The organism is Ornithinibacillus caprae (assembly GCF_009728145.1).
In the GTDB taxonomy this organism is placed as follows: Bacteria; Bacillota; Bacilli; order Bacillales; family Amphibacillaceae; genus Ornithinibacillus; species Ornithinibacillus caprae.
The window spans coordinates 1-15,468 of sequence record NZ_WOCA01000013.1 but is presented as its reverse complement, the minus strand read 5'-3'; the positions used below and the strand labels follow the sequence as shown (position 1 = coordinate 15,468).

Annotated in this window: 17 protein-coding genes; 10 read left to right on the top strand and 7 right to left on the bottom strand. The window is 36.9% G+C overall.

Annotated elements, in window-relative coordinates; translation table 11 throughout:
• Position 1 precedes the first annotated feature (1 nt).
• Positions 2-973, bottom strand: a complete 972-nt coding sequence (pta, locus tag GMD78_RS14750; protein WP_155669620.1) for a phosphate acetyltransferase — start codon at positions 971-973, stop codon at positions 2-4.
• Positions 974-1,251: 278 nt separating this feature from the next.
• Here pta and hemQ point away from each other — a divergent pair, with 278 nt between their 5' ends.
• The 4 genes from hemQ to GMD78_RS14730 all read left to right on the top strand — a co-directional run bounded on the left by hemQ (position 1,252) and on the right by GMD78_RS14730 (position 4,297).
• Positions 1,252-2,001: a hydrogen peroxide-dependent heme synthase gene (hemQ, locus tag GMD78_RS14745; RefSeq protein WP_155669618.1), complete on the top strand. Its 750-nt coding sequence runs from the start codon at positions 1,252-1,254 to the stop codon at positions 1,999-2,001.
• Positions 2,002-2,903: 902 nt separating this feature from the next.
• Complete coding sequence (locus GMD78_RS14740; protein ID WP_343042346.1) at positions 2,904-3,326, top strand: cell wall hydrolase; 423 nt, start codon at positions 2,904-2,906, stop codon at positions 3,324-3,326.
• A 76-nt stretch (positions 3,327-3,402) separates the two neighbouring features.
• Positions 3,403-3,909: a spore coat protein GerQ gene (gene gerQ / locus GMD78_RS14735; protein ID WP_155669614.1), complete on the top strand. Its 507-nt coding sequence runs from the start codon at positions 3,403-3,405 to the stop codon at positions 3,907-3,909.
• A 136-nt stretch (positions 3,910-4,045) separates the two neighbouring features.
• Positions 4,046-4,297 carry a hypothetical protein gene (locus tag GMD78_RS14730; RefSeq protein ID WP_155669612.1) on the top strand — a complete coding sequence of 84 codons (252 nt, stop codon included), beginning with the start codon at positions 4,046-4,048 and terminating at the stop codon, positions 4,295-4,297.
• Here the strand turns inward: GMD78_RS14730 and GMD78_RS14725 are convergent.
• From GMD78_RS14725 to GMD78_RS21415, 3 genes are all read right to left on the bottom strand, one after another.
• The gene (locus tag GMD78_RS14725) at positions 4,292-4,660 is read right to left on the bottom strand and encodes a DUF423 domain-containing protein (RefSeq protein WP_155669610.1); all 369 of its coding nucleotides are present in this window, start codon (positions 4,658-4,660) and stop codon (positions 4,292-4,294) included. The genes GMD78_RS14730 and GMD78_RS14725 overlap by 6 nt on opposite strands.
• A gap of 16 nt (positions 4,661-4,676) precedes the next feature.
• A complete protein-coding gene (locus tag GMD78_RS14720; protein ID WP_155669608.1) occupies positions 4,677-4,964 on the bottom strand; it encodes a YwdI family protein in 288 nt (95 codons plus the stop codon).
• A 233-nt stretch (positions 4,965-5,197) separates the two neighbouring features.
• Positions 5,198-5,335 carry a hypothetical protein gene (locus GMD78_RS21415; RefSeq protein ID WP_196493836.1) on the bottom strand — a complete coding sequence of 46 codons (138 nt, stop codon included), beginning with the start codon at positions 5,333-5,335 and terminating at the stop codon, positions 5,198-5,200.
• Between the two features lie 318 nt (positions 5,336-5,653).
• Between GMD78_RS21415 and GMD78_RS14715 the strand changes: the two genes are divergently transcribed.
• A complete protein-coding gene (locus GMD78_RS14715; RefSeq protein WP_155669606.1) occupies positions 5,654-7,003 on the top strand; it encodes a YjiH family protein in 1,350 nt (449 codons plus the stop codon).
• 368 nt (positions 7,004-7,371) lie between these two features.
• On the opposite strand, the gene GMD78_RS14710 is transcribed toward GMD78_RS14715, so the two are convergent.
• Positions 7,372-8,367 carry an acyltransferase family protein gene (locus GMD78_RS14710; protein ID WP_155669604.1) on the bottom strand — a complete coding sequence of 332 codons (996 nt, stop codon included), beginning with the start codon at positions 8,365-8,367 and terminating at the stop codon, positions 7,372-7,374.
• A 293-nt stretch (positions 8,368-8,660) separates the two neighbouring features.
• Entirely contained in the window at positions 8,661-9,503 is an 843-nt protein-coding gene (gene ku / locus GMD78_RS14705) for a non-homologous end joining protein Ku (protein WP_155669602.1), read from the bottom strand.
• Positions 9,504-9,608: 105 nt separating this feature from the next.
• Here ku and GMD78_RS14700 point away from each other — a divergent pair, with 105 nt between their 5' ends.
• The gene (locus tag GMD78_RS14700) at positions 9,609-11,408 is read left to right on the top strand and encodes a DNA ligase D (protein ID WP_155669600.1); all 1,800 of its coding nucleotides are present in this window, start codon (positions 9,609-9,611) and stop codon (positions 11,406-11,408) included.
• A 146-nt stretch (positions 11,409-11,554) separates the two neighbouring features.
• Positions 11,555-11,803, top strand: a complete 249-nt coding sequence (locus tag GMD78_RS14695) for a hypothetical protein (protein WP_155669598.1) — start codon at positions 11,555-11,557, stop codon at positions 11,801-11,803.
• Between the two features lie 54 nt (positions 11,804-11,857).
• Here GMD78_RS14695 and GMD78_RS14690 read toward each other — a convergent pair whose 3' ends face one another.
• Positions 11,858-13,255, bottom strand: a complete 1,398-nt coding sequence (locus GMD78_RS14690; protein WP_155669596.1) for an L-cystine transporter — start codon at positions 13,253-13,255, stop codon at positions 11,858-11,860.
• Positions 13,256-13,628: 373 nt separating this feature from the next.
• Between GMD78_RS14690 and GMD78_RS14685 the strand changes: the two genes are divergently transcribed.
• From GMD78_RS14685 to GMD78_RS14675, 3 genes are all read left to right on the top strand, one after another.
• Positions 13,629-14,111 (top strand): DUF2975 domain-containing protein, encoded by a 483-nt coding sequence (locus GMD78_RS14685; protein WP_155669595.1) that lies wholly within the window; start codon positions 13,629-13,631, stop codon positions 14,109-14,111.
• Between the two features lie 10 nt (positions 14,112-14,121).
• Positions 14,122-14,343, top strand: coding sequence for a helix-turn-helix domain-containing protein (locus tag GMD78_RS14680; RefSeq protein ID WP_155669593.1), 222 nt, complete (start codon positions 14,122-14,124; stop codon positions 14,341-14,343).
• A gap of 109 nt (positions 14,344-14,452) precedes the next feature.
• On the top strand, positions 14,453-15,217 hold the full coding sequence (locus GMD78_RS14675; protein WP_155669799.1) for a DUF817 domain-containing protein: 765 nt from the start codon (positions 14,453-14,455) through the stop codon (positions 15,215-15,217).
• Positions 15,218-15,468 lie beyond the last annotated feature (251 nt).

Below are 15,468 nucleotides of genomic sequence, written 5' to 3'. Positions count from 1 at the left end.
TCTATTCTGCCTGTGCAGCTGTAATCAATGCTAAATTATAAACATCTTCTGAGCTACAGCCACGAGATAAATCATTTACTGGTTTATTTAAGCCTTGTAAAATTGGGCCAACTGCTTCAAAGCCACCAAGACGTTGAGCAATTTTATAGCCAATGTTTCCTGCTTCTAAGCTAGGGAAAATAAACACATTCGCATCCCCTTTAATTACAGAATCAGGTGCTTTTTTCTCTGCAACACTTGGAACAAACGCTGCATCGAATTGAAATTCTCCGTCAATGACAAGTGAAGGATTCTTTTCTTTCGCAATTTGTAGTGCTTGTTCAACCTTTTCCGTTTCCTCTGACTTCGCTGATCCTTTTGTAGAAAAGCTCAGCATCGCAACTCGTGGATCTACTCCAAATAATTTCCCTGTTACAGCAGATTCTACAGCAATTTCTGCTAAATCATTGCTATCTGGTGCAATGTTGATTGCACAGTCTGCAAATACATACTTTTCATCTTCGCGCACCATAATGAATACACCTGATGTTTTTTTGATACCTTCTTTTGTTTTAATAATTTGCAGTGCTGGGCGAACCGTATCAGCGGTAGAGTGAGCCGCCCCACTTACCAAACCTTCCGCCTCATTCATATAAACAAGCATGGTTCCGAAATAGTTTTCATCTAATAGGATTTTCCGTGCATCCTCTTCCGTTGCTTTTCCTTTACGACGTTCTACAAATGCCGCCACCATCTCATCCATTTTCTCATATTGATTAGTTTCTATCACCTTACAATTAGATATGTCGACATTTAATTCATTTGCCTTATTTTCAATTTTTTGCTGATCACCAACTAAAATCGGTGTTAGAATTCCTGCTGCACTTAACTTACTCGCTGCTGTTAAAATACGCTCGTCTAATCCCTCTGGAAAAACAATGGTTTTATCCGAACCTTTAATCTTAGCTGTTAATTCGTCAAATAAGTTACTCATTTTAATACCTCCAATTATTCCATGTCCATAATATGTATCAACTTATGGAAATTTAGCCATGTCCATTACTGATAATAGTATATTTTTAACAACAATCAAAGAAATGACCCTTCACATATTTTGACAAATTGATGACATTGTCATTCATGCTTGCGGTAAAACATTGATATATCAGCGTTTTAGCAAAATCACGTACAAGACCTCCTCCGTGATTAAGTTTCCCTTATTGTGATATAGTAAAAGCATAATCGTATTAATTAATGAAGGAGAGATACATAATGGTAGAAGCTGTCGAAACAATGGATGGTTGGTATAGCCTCCATGATTTACGTACAATTGATTGGACTTCTTGGAAATTAGCCCCTGAAGCAGAGCGAGAAGAGGCAATCAAGAGTTTTGAAAAGCTTGTTACAAAATGGGATGCAGTTGAAGAGGCTAAAAATGGTAGTCATGCAATGTATAAAGTTGTTGGTCAAAAAGCAGACTTAATGTTCATGTTCTTACGCCCAACTATGGACGAGCTTAATGAATTAGAGACAGAATTCAACAAATCAAAATTCGCTGAGTTCTTAATTCCAGCTCATTCTTACGTGTCCATTATCGAACTATCTAAATACCGCCCTGCAAAAGATGGGGTTGATCCAGAAACTTTACCAGAAACACAAGCACGCTTAAAGCCTATCCTACCGAAATGGGAACATATTTGTTTTTACCCAATGGACAGACGTCGCCAAGGAGAGGAAAACTGGTATACTCTAGAAAAGGATGTACGAGGAAAGCTATTGTATGAACACAGTATGACAGGTCGTAAATATGCAGGTAAAGTGAAGCAGTTTATTACAGGTTCGATTGGTCTTGATAATTGGGAATGGGGAGTTACCTTATTCGCTCATGACCCACTACAATTCAAAAAAATTGTTTACGAAATGCGTTTTGATGAAGTAAGCTCTAAATACGGCGAATTTGGAGATTTCTTTGTCGGAAACCTTCTTAAGAAAGAGGATATCGCTTCTTTCTTACACGCTTAATTGAAACTGCAATACCTCTTTTAATGTATGATAAATTAGACTTTATACTGATTTGGTCTCAGGTTGTCGAAAAACCTTCGACAGCCTGTTTTTTATTCTCTCATTGTTAAAGTAAGAATCGGCGATGAGTTACCATTTGTCATCTTTCGGGATGAATTTGGGCTCTCATTAGCCCGATGAGTTACCGTTTGTCACTTTTCGGGATGCATTTGGGCTCTCATTAGCCCGATGAGTTACCGTTTGTCATCTTTCGGGATGCATTTGGGCTCTCATTAACCCGATGAGTTACCATTTGTCATCTTTCGGGATGCATTTGGGCTCTCATTAACCCGATGAGTTACCGTTTTTCGCTTTTAGGGATGCATTTGGGCTCTCATTAGCCCGATGAGTTACCGTTTCTCTCTTTTCGGGATGCATTTGGGCTCTCATAGCGGCGATGAGTTACCGTTTTTCGCTTTTCGGGATGCATTTGGGCTCTCATTAGCCCGATGAGTTACCGTTTTTCGCTTTTCGGGATGCATTTGGGCTCTCATTAGATCGATGAGTTACCGTTTGTCATCTTTCGAGATGCATTTGGGCTCTCATTAGCTCGATGAGTTACCGTTTTTCACTTTTCGGGATGCATTTGGGCTCTCATAACCCTGAGAAATTACCGTTTCTTGTTTTTCGAGCATGGAATCATCATCCTATAGCCCCCTCTCCTATTTCCTAACTATTATTGTGATAACGAATAAGATTTTCTTCATATTCCACCCTTCTACCTCATACAATATAATGTTATCAAACTAGTAAAAACATCCTCTATACTAATTCCCAAAAACCTGTCATCTATTTGCCCATGTTTGCATACATATAACCTGAGTAAACTTTGCATCAAGATATACAGAATTGAGGTGTCATACGTGGGTGTTATTCCATATACAGAAAAAGACGTTGATTTACTAGCACGCCTTCTTCGAGCAGAAGCTGAAGGCGAAGGGAAGCAAGGGATGCTATTGGTTGGTAATGTTGGCGTAAATCGAGTCCGAGCAGATTGCTTAGATTTTAAGGATATCCGAAACATGAATGACATGGTTTTCCAAAGTCCAGGTGGATTTGAAGCAACTCAGAAAGGCTACTTTTATCAAGGTGCACGTGAAACGGAGAAACAATTAGCTAGAAAAGTTATCAAAGGTGAGCGTTTTAGTCCAGCCGAAAATTCATTATGGTTTTTCAGGCCAGAAGGAAGCTGTCCAGCACAATGGTTTAACCAGTGGAATGTTGGAAAATACAAATTACATTGCTTCTACTCACCTACTTCATCTGATTGCCCAAGTGTTTATTAACCGTTCAACAGGTTACTAATTTGAATAAGTACCTGTGAACCATACCTATTCAAAAATTTTTTAGGAGGTTTTATATATGAGTGAAAGTCAAGAAAAGAATCAACAACAACATACCAACACTCCATATCCATACTATTATTTTCCACAATCATCTCCAGCTTTCTATCCAGCATATAATTACAGACAGTTTCAATATCCACAGCAACAGCAGCCCCAACAACAGCAATTTCAACAGCCACAGCAAGTCCCACAGCAAGTCCCACAGCAACAACAGCTACCAGAGGTACCTGGAATGTTGCCTATTGAACAATCGTATATTGAAAACATCTTACGGTTAAACCGTGGAAAAACAGCTACAGTCTATATGACATTTGAACAAAACAAGGAATGGAATGCGAAGAAATTTAGAGGTGTTATTGAGGCAGCAGGTAGAGATCATATTATACTCAGCGATCCACAAACAGAAAGACGTTACTTGCTATTAATGGTTTATCTTGATTACATCACGTTCGATGAAGAGATCAATTATGAATACCCTTATGGTGCCACAACAAATCAATTTGCTACCTATTCACCTAGATAAGTAGTACGTTACTATAGCTTTCACCAAGACTTTTATGGCTTGTACTTATGCAGTTTAAGAAATCTTATCTTAAAAAGAGGATGGTACATCTTGTACCATCCTCATCATCTATTTTCCTATAATGTGGGGCGATTATATGCGACATCCTTATGAAAAATTCATTATTGCCGAATTAGCAACCATCGGGCTTGCCATTATTTTAGCGATAATAGCTTTTATTCAAGGTTTACTCATTTTAATTGTATTAAGTTTGTATTTAATCGCTGTTAGTTTAGTATGTGATGGACTAATTGCACTAAATACCTTTAAACAAACACATGCAACCAAACAATTCGTTCGAGCTGTTGCTGTATTTTTATTAGCAACCTTTTTTATGATCTATTTATAAGTATTTAACGACAGCATACCCAACTAATACCCAACCAATTAGAAAAGCCACTCCACCTAATGGCGTAATCATGGCAAATGTTTTTATCCCGGATACGGAATAAATATAAAGGCTACCGGAGAACAAGATAATCCCAATGAAAAAGATCCAGCCTGCCCACATTACGCTAACATTTTCAATCTTAGAAATTAATAGCCCTGTTACTAATAATGCCATCGTGTGGAACATTTGATAGTTTACTGCTTTTTCCCATGTATTCAAAGCCTTTTCAGATATTCTACCTTCTAAGCCATGTGCACCAAATGCACCTAGAGCAACTGCTAAAAATCCATTGATTGCTCCAAGTATTAGAAATAGCTTCATACTTACCTCTCCTTATTTAAAAATCAAAAATTGAATTTCCGTTTGCGTCATCTTCATCTAAATCAGTTGTTTTACGATAAGACGGCTGCTTTTTTGATTCCCCAAGCATTGCTTTCATTTCCGCTTCACTAATCTCTTCTTTTTGTACCTTTTTAGTTGGTTCATAGTCTGTTGTTACAAATAGATCAGATAGCAAACGAACATGCTCGATATGATTTAGCATCTTCGTATGACTCTTCTCTTGTTTTGCTTTCTGTAATTCATCGATCATTTTTTGGATGATTGTTTCATCAGCTATTGCCATGCTGACAACTCCCTTATAAAAATTAACTTGTATTAGTATATCATTTTTTCAAATGAAAGAAATCTAATACGAATTACTCGCATACTAAAAAAAGCCAAATAGGCGATTGCCTAGGCTTCTAGTTACTTTTCTCGTATTCCGTTCCCATTTAATGATAGTAGGACATAAAGCAGTGGTTTTATGTACGCAAATCTAGACACAACAAATAAGCTATCCTTTAATAGTATTGTATGCTAGCTTATGCATTTGTTGTTTTTCTCTTCTTCTATATAGCGTTCAAAAACCCATTGCATAAATTTTATTTCATCTTCTTGCAGCTTCCGTCCAAGTTTTATTTCTGTCTCTCTACAAAATTGCAAAAAGTTCTTCATACGCTATATTCCTCCCCTACACCCAAATACTATCCCCTATGTTCCATATTGTACATACATTTATCTATGTAATCAATACAATAAACTTAAAATATTTAAAAATAACAAATTTCTTTCTTTATATTTATGCTTTCGACAACTTTCGTATTGTTTTTTTCTTATTTTCTGATAATATATAAAATACCTGGTGATGGTATTTACATATTTATAAACTTTGACACATATATATACACTGTTTTATAATTTAAAGTTGGATTAGACTATAATTATTAACAGTTTATATCTAAGGTACTTAATTAAGATTTAAGGTGGGATTACATGGAAAAGGAAAGTTATTCTTTAGGAGATCATTTAAAGTTTATTCTTCCATCTTTACTTGGAATATTACTATTTATTACACCTGTACAAACAGAGGATGGATACACGATTCCAATTGCAATTCTTGCAAACTGGATTGAGGAATTATTAGCAAATCAATTATCCCTCATTATGATGGTAATTATTACAATTACTGCGGTGTTAACGGTTATGACAAAATTAATCGGACCAAATTTATTTGATAAGACACCTTTTTTCCAAAAACTGTTCTACACTAGCTGGTTTTGGACAGGAACTAGAATTCTAGCAGCAATATTTGCTATTATGGTTTATTTTCAATTAGGACCTGAAGCAGTTCATGGTGAAGACACTGGACAATTACTACTTGATGATTTATTGCATGTACTATTTGCTGTATTTTTATTTGCAGGATTATTTTTACCGTTGTTAATGAACTTTGGGTTACTAGAGTTATTTGGCACATTAATGACGAAAATTATGCGCCCATTATTTAAACTACCCGGTCGTTCATCAATTGATTCCTTAGCATCTTGGATTGGAGATGGAACAATTGGGGTTTTACTGACAAGTAAGCAATATGAAGAAGGTTACTACACAAAAAGAGAAGCTGCGGTAATTGGGACTACCTTTTCTGTCGTTTCCATCACATTTACATTAGTTGTTATTTCCGAAGTTGAACTAGAGCACATGTTTCTTCCATTCTACTTAACAGTGCTGATAGCCGGATTGATCGCTGCGCTAATCATGCCGAGGATCCCACCGTTATCTCGGAAAGCAGACACCTATGTAAATGAAAAAGCAACAGGAATCGAAGAGGAAATTCCAGAAGGTCATAATACATTTACCTTTGGTTATGCAAAAGCAATTAAGCGAAGCAGAAAAGAAACTAGTATTTATAAATTCGTTAAAGAAGGCGGACAAAATGTATTAGATATGTGGATGGGAGTTGCACCAGTCGTAATGGCATTTGGTTTAATCGCCCTAATGATCGCAGAGAATACACCTGTGTTCCAATGGTTAGGTATGCCGTTTATTCCACTACTTGAACTAATGCAAGTTCCATTTGCTGAAGAAGCTTCACAAACCATTCTAATTGGATTTGCTGATATGTTCTTACCAGCAATACTTGCTGCACCAATTGAAGCGGAAATTACACGCTTTATTATTGCAGCACTTTCAGTTACACAGCTCATTTACATGTCAGAAGTAGGTGGACTATTACTTGGTTCAAAAGTTCCCGTTTCATTTAAAGATTTATTAATTATCTTTTTACTACGGACGTTAATTACATTGCCAATTATCGTGTTTATTGCACATTTGTTGTTTTGATGAATTATTGAGTTGAGCTAAGGATTGTAATATTCGATCTAGGCTGTGTATGGAGCTGAGGTCTTATATTTCGATTTGAAAGCCGATTCCCTGGACTGAAGGTTGATATTCCATCCTAGAGGTCGTTAAACAATTCTATAAAGTCAAAAAATGCTACACGAGGGTATCCAACCAGGATACCCTTTTGTGATTATCACCATAGAAAACTTTTACAAAATATTAGCTGCATCACGCAGGCATGAAAAAACAAACCACCTTCCCATAGGTGATTTGCTTTTACATTCTTCTATATTAATTAAGGGGGGTACTATAAAGTATACGAATTAAACGTGTAATAGTTTCATTTTAAAGGGATTTTTTATAACTTTTTACCCTTCCCTACTAGCAACATATTTTTTAAGAATGGATGCTTTCCCCTCGATGAATGGTTGGCTAATTCCTTGAATAGGTCGACTTGATAGTACAAGCACTATTACTGCTGAAATAACCGCAAGACCAAATAGATCTAATACATTATTTACATAGAACAACTCTGCTTGGCGGAAGTATTGAATGAAAAATCCATGCAGTAAATAGACATACAATGTACGAGTACCTAGTTTGGTAAATCTGTAGTGTTGCGTTGGTACCCATGTTAAGACACTAACTGCCATGATTGCTGATGTGGCATATACTAGTAAACGAGCTAAGCCCCCGTATTCAGGCATACCTAAATCTCCATATGATTTCGAAGCAAGTAGCCATCCCGAATTGAACTCTGGCGCAACATATATTGCTACTGCCACAATTGCCATTATAATTACAGATGCGACTTTTACACTTCTATGTTTCAGCCACATCACATGATCACTAGTTACTAAATATCCAAGCAAGAAAAATGGGAAGAAGACAAAGGTCCGAGATAAGCTAAATTGATGACCAATCTCAGGAAAGTACCCCACTACTAACCCTATAGTAATAGCTAACACAACGCTAGCTACTGCTGGTATTTTTTTGAACCAATAAAGAAGGATATGCCAACAGAAAAGACTAAATAAAAACCATAGTGACCAATGCGGATGAGATAAATCCGTTAACCAGCCTGGTTTTCCAATATAATAATAATAGGATGAATAAATCAGCTGAAAAATGAGATACGGTAGCAACAATTTCCTCGTCAATTTAAATAAATAATCTTTATTTCCAGCACCCTTAGCAAAAAAACCAGCTAAGAAAATAAATGCTGGCATATGGAACGTATAGATCCACATATACAGCGTGTTTACACCAGTTGAATCAATGGTAAACGGTTGAATAACATGCCCGAATACAACTAGAAAAATTAACATTAATTTGGCGTTATCGAAATAAGCACTTCTCTCCATATTCTTCACCCTTTTGTAGTCAAAGTTATGCTGATAATGAGTTTTACCCGTATTTTATCAGGAATAATCACTATTTAGAGTGATTTAAAGAGCTTGTAAATGCATTGTAAGTAGACTGCAAAAATCGATATTTACATGTAATTTAAGAAAAGATATTGAAAATTGTGGTTATACATTTGGTAAATCTTCTTCATATAAGGAAAATTCATGGGGAATTCTCAATCGTAGAATGGAAATAACCACCTTTTTCAAACTAAAAATCCTAATAAGGGTTACCCTATCAGGATTTTTAGTTATTGAGCCTTCTTCTTTTTCGCTGTTGTTTTTGTTTTTCGTTTCGGTTGCGTTGGTTTTGGTTTGTCCTTTTTGGCACGATCTAATGACGCTTGTAGCGCGTCCATTAAGTCGGTTACATTATCTGGTTTTGGCTTTTCTTTTGCAGTTGTTGTTTGATCTTTTCCTTTTTTCTCTTCAATTAAGTCCAGTAGGGCTGTTCGATACTCGTCTTTATATTTTTCTGGGTCAAACTCCGTCGTTAATTGATCAATAAGCATTTTAGCTGTGTCTAATTCTTTATCTGCAATTTCCATTTCCTCTGGCACATTAGGTACATCTTGTACATTACGGACTTCGTCTGGATAATGAATGGTCTCCACCACTAATGTATTTTCGTAAATACGAATGATAGCAAGCTGTTCCTTGGAACGAATCATCATTTTAGCTACCCCTATTTTTCCAGTATCCTTTAATGCTGCACGGAGTAACCCATATGCTTTACCTCCACCTTCATTTGGAGATAAATAATAGCTTTTTTCAAAATATATAGGGTCAATTTCTTCTAATTTTACAAAGTCGACAATTTCAACTGAGCGATCTTCCTGTTCTTTTTTTAATTCTGCGAGGTCCTCATCATCTAAAACAACAAACTTATTTTTTGCATATTCATATGCCTTAACGATCTCATCCTTTTCAATTTCACGGTCACAAACAGGACAAACTTTTTCATATTTAATCGGTGATTGGCATTCTTTATGTAGCTGCCTTAATGAAACATCTTTGTTTTCTGTAGCAGCATGCAGCTTCACCGGGATATTTACAAGGCCAAAGCTAATGGTTCCTTTCCACATCGTATGCATGAAAAATCCCTCCTTTTTTCTAGTTTGTCGTAAATGAATATTATTATCCTGTTTGATTATTTTTCTTTCCTAATAGCCAACATAAGAGAGAAGGGAGTTTTACCTATGGATGTAATGAAGCCCATTGCTAGCACGGATATCCCAACTGGAGATGATTGGTTATACGAGGTAAAGTATGATGGTTTCCGGTGTATATTAACCTGGAATCCAGATGGCAATGTTCAGTTGATCAGCAAAAACAAAAAGAATTTAACACCAAATTTCCCCGAAATCGTTCATTACTGTAGAGAAATAACACCTGAACTACGTGAGCAACTACCATTAATACTTGATGGTGAGCTAGTTGTCTTAAACAATAAATTTCAAGCTAATTTTTCACAAATTCAAAAACGTGGACGATTAAAAAATACTGAAGCAATTCAATCAACATCGGAAAAGCGACCTGCAACGTTTTTAGCTTTTGATATGTTACAACTTAAGGGATTGAGTTTGGAAAAAGACAACTTTGAAAATAGGAAAAAACAGTTAGTAGAGCTATTCCATCATACTGGAATAAAAGAACGGATTCGATACATACATGCGTATCAAGATCCAAATGAATTATGGAACATGGTATTTACTTATAAAGGGGAAGGAATAATCGCAAAGAGGAAAAAGGGAACGTATGAATCTGGAAAAACACATCGTGACTGGTACAAAATTAAAAACTGGCGAACGTTTAAAGGAATTCTAACGGAATACGACAGTAAAAATGAGTATTTCACTATCCACGTATTTCGCGGAAATGATCTGATTGAGGTTGGAAAATGTAAGCACGGGTTAGACTCAGAGGACTTTCAAACCGTAAAACAGTTATTTTTAACAAACGGTGAAAAGCGTGGAGAAAGTTACCATTTACCTCCAGCAGTCTGTGCAGCCATTCATACCCTTGATATTTATCGCGGAGAACTACGGGAGCCTGAATTCGGTTCGATTCTCCCGCAGCTTTCTCCACAAGAATGCACGCTGCAACAATTTGAAGTAGATATGGCTATGCTTCCAACTACTTTTGAGGTTAGCAAAATAGACAAAATATATTGGCCTGATTATGGATTAACCAAAGGAGATCTACTTGTTTACATGCGAGAAATCTCTCCGTACATGCTTCCATTTTTAAAAGAACGCTCCCTAACATTAATTCGCTGTCCTGATGGTGTAAAGGAAGAATCATTTTTCCAAAAACATTTACCCAGCTATGCACCAAGTTTTATAAAAGGAGTTGGTGAAGGAGAGGAAAAATTAATTGTTTGCGATTCTCTAGATACGCTTGTTTGGTTTGCTAATCATGGGGCAATTGAGTATCACATCCCATTCCAGCGTGTCGGTAGTACTATGCCAAATGAGATTGTCTTTGACTTAGATCCACCCGACCGAAGCAAATTTGAATGGGCAATCCATGCTGCAAAATTAATCAAACATTTGCTTGATGATTTGGGTCTAATTTCTTTTGTTAAAACCTCAGGTAATAAAGGGTTACAAGTTCATATACCAATACCCGAGGGAAGCATGTCTTATGATGAAACAGCGGTATTTACCCAAGCCATTGCATGGACAGTTGAACAACAGGGTCCAGAATGGTTTACCACAGAACGGATGAAAAATAAACGAAACGGACGATTGTACATTGATTATGTTCAGCATGGAAAGGATAAAACAATTATTGCTCCCTACTCCCCGCGAAAAACAGCGGAAGGAACTATTTCTATGCCACTGTTTTGGGAAGAGGTAACAGAGGATTTACGACCAGAGCAGTTTACTATAAAAAATGGACTGGAGCGTGTGCAATCACTCGGTTGTCCTTTTCGTGATTATTTTGAGGTTGCTGAGAAACAGGATTTGAGTAAAGTGTTGGGGTTGGTGAAGTAGGGTTGTCAGGATCCAGAGTTGAGCTTCCTCACGAAACAGCTGTCGTTAGTACAGTTTATGGGTGTGTCCGATGTTTGGGTGCGTGTGTCTGATGTTTGGGTGGATGCGTTCGATGTTCGCTCACTTGTGTCCGATGTTCCTCACTTGTGTCCGATGTTCGCTCACTTGTGTCCGATATTTGCTCACTTGTGTCCGATGTTCGCTCACTTGTGTCCGATGTTCGCTCACTTGTGTCCGATGTTCGCTCACTTGTGTCCGATGTTTGCGCGCTTGTGTCCGATGTTTGCCCACTTGTGTCCGATGTTCGCTCACTTGTGTCCAATGTTTGCGCACATATGTCCGATGTTGTTGTACGCGAATATTTCATTTTATTCTCGAATCGCTACTCCTGCTGATAAAAAGCCAATAACCAAAAACAGCCACCCCTATCAGGGGCAGCTGCTCTTTTATTATAGTGAGTTGCTGTCATCAATTGCAGTTTTATCGTTAAATGTTTTTAGGTTTAGTTTTCCTAAAATACGTGAGGTTAGTGTACCAGACACCATTGCACCATTTACGTTTAGTGCCGTACGTCCCATATCGATAAATGCTTCGATTGAGATTAATAGACCAGCTAATGCTACAGGCATGTTCATTGATGAAAGTACGATAAGGGCAGCGAATGTTGCTCCACCACCAACACCAGCAATTCCAAATGAACTAATACCAATTATTAGCACTAATTGAAGGATAAACCACGGATCTAGTGGGTTCATGCCAACTGTAGGTGCGATCATTACCGCAAGCATTGCTGGGTAAATTCCAGCACATCCGTTTTGTCCCATGGTCGCACCAAATGATGCTGACATATTAGCAATTCCTTGATCAACTCCAAGAGCATTTTTCTGTGCTGAAATATTTAATGGTATTGTTCCAGCACTTGAGCGTGATGTGAAAGCAAATCCTAGGACAGGGATTACTTTTCTCAAGTATCTCATTGGGTTCAAACCAAATACACCGACTAGAACCAAGTGAAGAATGAACATGATAATTAGTGCGACATAGGATGCTATTACAAATTTACCAAGCTCAATAATACCAGCAAAGTTCGTATTTGCCACGGTTGTTGCCATTAACGCTAAAATACCGTATGGAGTTAAGCGTAGAATTAATGTTACGATACGCATTACAACGGCATAAATCGCATTGATCATTTTCGTGAACATTTCTGCTTGTTCTGGATTTTTTCTACGTAATCCTAATACAGCTATCCCCACAATGATGGAGAAGATTACTACTGCAATAACAGAAGTAGAACGTTGCCCCGTCATGTCAAAGAATATATTTGATGGAATGAAGTTAAGAATTTTCTGTGGTGTAGATTGCCCTTCTACTACATCATCCAATGTAGATTCAAGCATCGTTCCACGGTCTGTTTCTGCTTGCCCCGCTTCAATTTGTTCTGCACTTAAATCAAATACAGATGCAACACCAATTCCAATTAATGCTGCGACCATCGTTGTTGAAATAAGAATTCCTATGATCCATGCTGACATTTTCCCAAGTTCAGCAGACTTTTCTAGATTAATAATCGATTGAATAATCGAAACTAGAACAAGTGGAATTACAATCATCATTAGAAAATTAATATAGCCTCGACCGACAATACTGTACCAGTCGGTTGTAGTTGCTAACACTTCAGAACCACTACCGTAAATCCACTGCAAGATTCCACCAAGTAATACCCCTAATCCTAAACCTGTAAATACACGTTTAGAAAAAGAAACATGCTTTCTTTGCATGTAGATTAATAGTCCAATAATTGCTAGCATAGCAGCAATATTAAGTAAAATATAAATGATATCCATTTTGTGTACCTCCTATTGATTTTTTTTAGTATATGCAACTAGTATTTTATCGCTCACTACTTTATGTGTATAATTCCGATATAAATAGTATGACTTTAATAAGATACAATTCATGTAACGAACTGTCAAGCAGTTAGATTTGTAGATAACTAGATAAATGATAAACCTTATAGATTAGGAGGCACATATTATATTTCGCATATAAATTCACACGGCAGTTCTTTACAAATTAATCGTATATTATTTCAATTGCTTTTCTTTGTACAGAGCGTTTTTCTACTGCATTTAATATTGAAAATGAATAAAAATTTATTGTAAAACGATAAATTATGTGTTACATTCAATTTGACAATAATTATGTGAGGTGCTTTTTATGAATCAAGTATCAACACTCTTCTTAAAGATAGCTGTGATCCTTATTGGAATTCCAATTCTTGCTTTGTGCATCTTTTTGGTGCCTGAGATAGCGAATTTTGTAGCAGAACTTTTCCCAGCTATTGCTTATATAAAATATCTCGTTTTTATCTATTTTTATGTAACAGCGATACCTTTTTACTTTGCTCTCTATCAAGCTTTTAAACTTTTAAGCTATATCGACAAGAACAAAGCTTTCTCAGAATTATCTGTAACAGCTTTAAAAAAGATAAAACACAGTGCAATTACGATCAGTAGTTTGTATGTGGTAGGTATGCCACTCTTTTATTTTGTCGCAGAGGTAGACGATGCCCCAGGTATCATATTAATTGGATTAGTAGTTATGTTTGCCTCATTGGTAATTGCAGTCTTTGCTGCTGTTCTTCAAAAACTGTTAAAAGAAGCAATTGATATAAAATCAGAAAATGATTTAACGGTCTGAGGTGAATAACATGGCAATTATAATAAATATTGATGTAATGCTAGCTAAACGGAAAATGAGCGTAACAGAACTTTCGGAGAGGGTCGGAATAACAATGGCTAACCTTTCTATATTGAAAAATGGAAAGGCAAAAGCCATTCGATTATCAACTTTAGAGTCGATTTGTAAGGCTTTAGAGTGTCAACCCGGAGATATTTTAGAATACCGAAGTGATGAAGACACCCAGGTTTAATAAGTAGGATTTTTACAAAAGCAGGATTTCTTTTTCCTTTTCAATGAATCAAATTCCAAAAGGGGAGCTACTCATGCATTTAACCATTCAGAAGATCGAGGCACAAATCATGAGAGCACTGAAACAACTCGTTCGTTTTGGTTGGGAGCAGGCTCTATCATGTTTGTTTCCTGTCGTTATTTTTGCCTCACTGGCTTTAACTCAAATCATCCCCCTTCCCTTCCTACCACGGTATGACTGGCTGCTTATCATTTGCCTTCTGATGCAGTGGTGGATGGTGCGTGCAGGACTTGAAACACGGGACGAATTAAAGGTGATCACATTATTCCATATTATTGGACTCGCGCTTGAAATTTTCAAGGTACATATGGGCTCCTGGTCTTATCCAGAAGAAGGATATCTCAAAATATTTGGAGTGCCTTTGTATAGCGGATTTATGTATGCAAGTGTAGCAAGTTATCTTTGTCAGGCGTGGAGGAGATTGAAGGTTGAACTGATTAAGTGGCCGCCTTTTTGGATCGTTGTACCTTTAGCAGCGGCGATTTATTTGAATTTTTTTACCCACCATTATTGGATTGACGTTCGTTGGGGCTTATCCGGACTTGTCATAATCGTCTTTTGGAAAGCATGGGTCAGATACGAGGTTGATGGAACTCATTACCGTATGCCTCTCGCACTTTCTTTTGTGCTCATTGGATTTTTTATATGGATAGCAGAAAATATCGCAACGTTCTTTGGTGCTTGGGAGTATCCAAACCAAACCGATGCATGGAGTCTCGTTCATTTAGGAAAGGTGAGTTCATGGCTGTTATTAGTGATTGTTAGCTTCCTTATCGTAGCGACGTTAAAGCAGGTTAAGGGTAAATACCAGTAGATTACTAGTAAATTTTTTTATATATAAAGACCTTATATGTGAAATTTTGAGAGTTTTTTTCCAATATATCTTATTCAACACTACACGATAGGAAAATTCCAACCCAAAAAAGTCGAATTCCTTATGAACTGCACCCCAATTGTTAGACACAAATAACAATTGGAGGTGTAGTTTTTTATGGCTAAATTTTCTTCAAGAGAAAAAATTGAAGCAGTAAAGCGATTTCTTAATACTAACGAAGGCGGAGACTC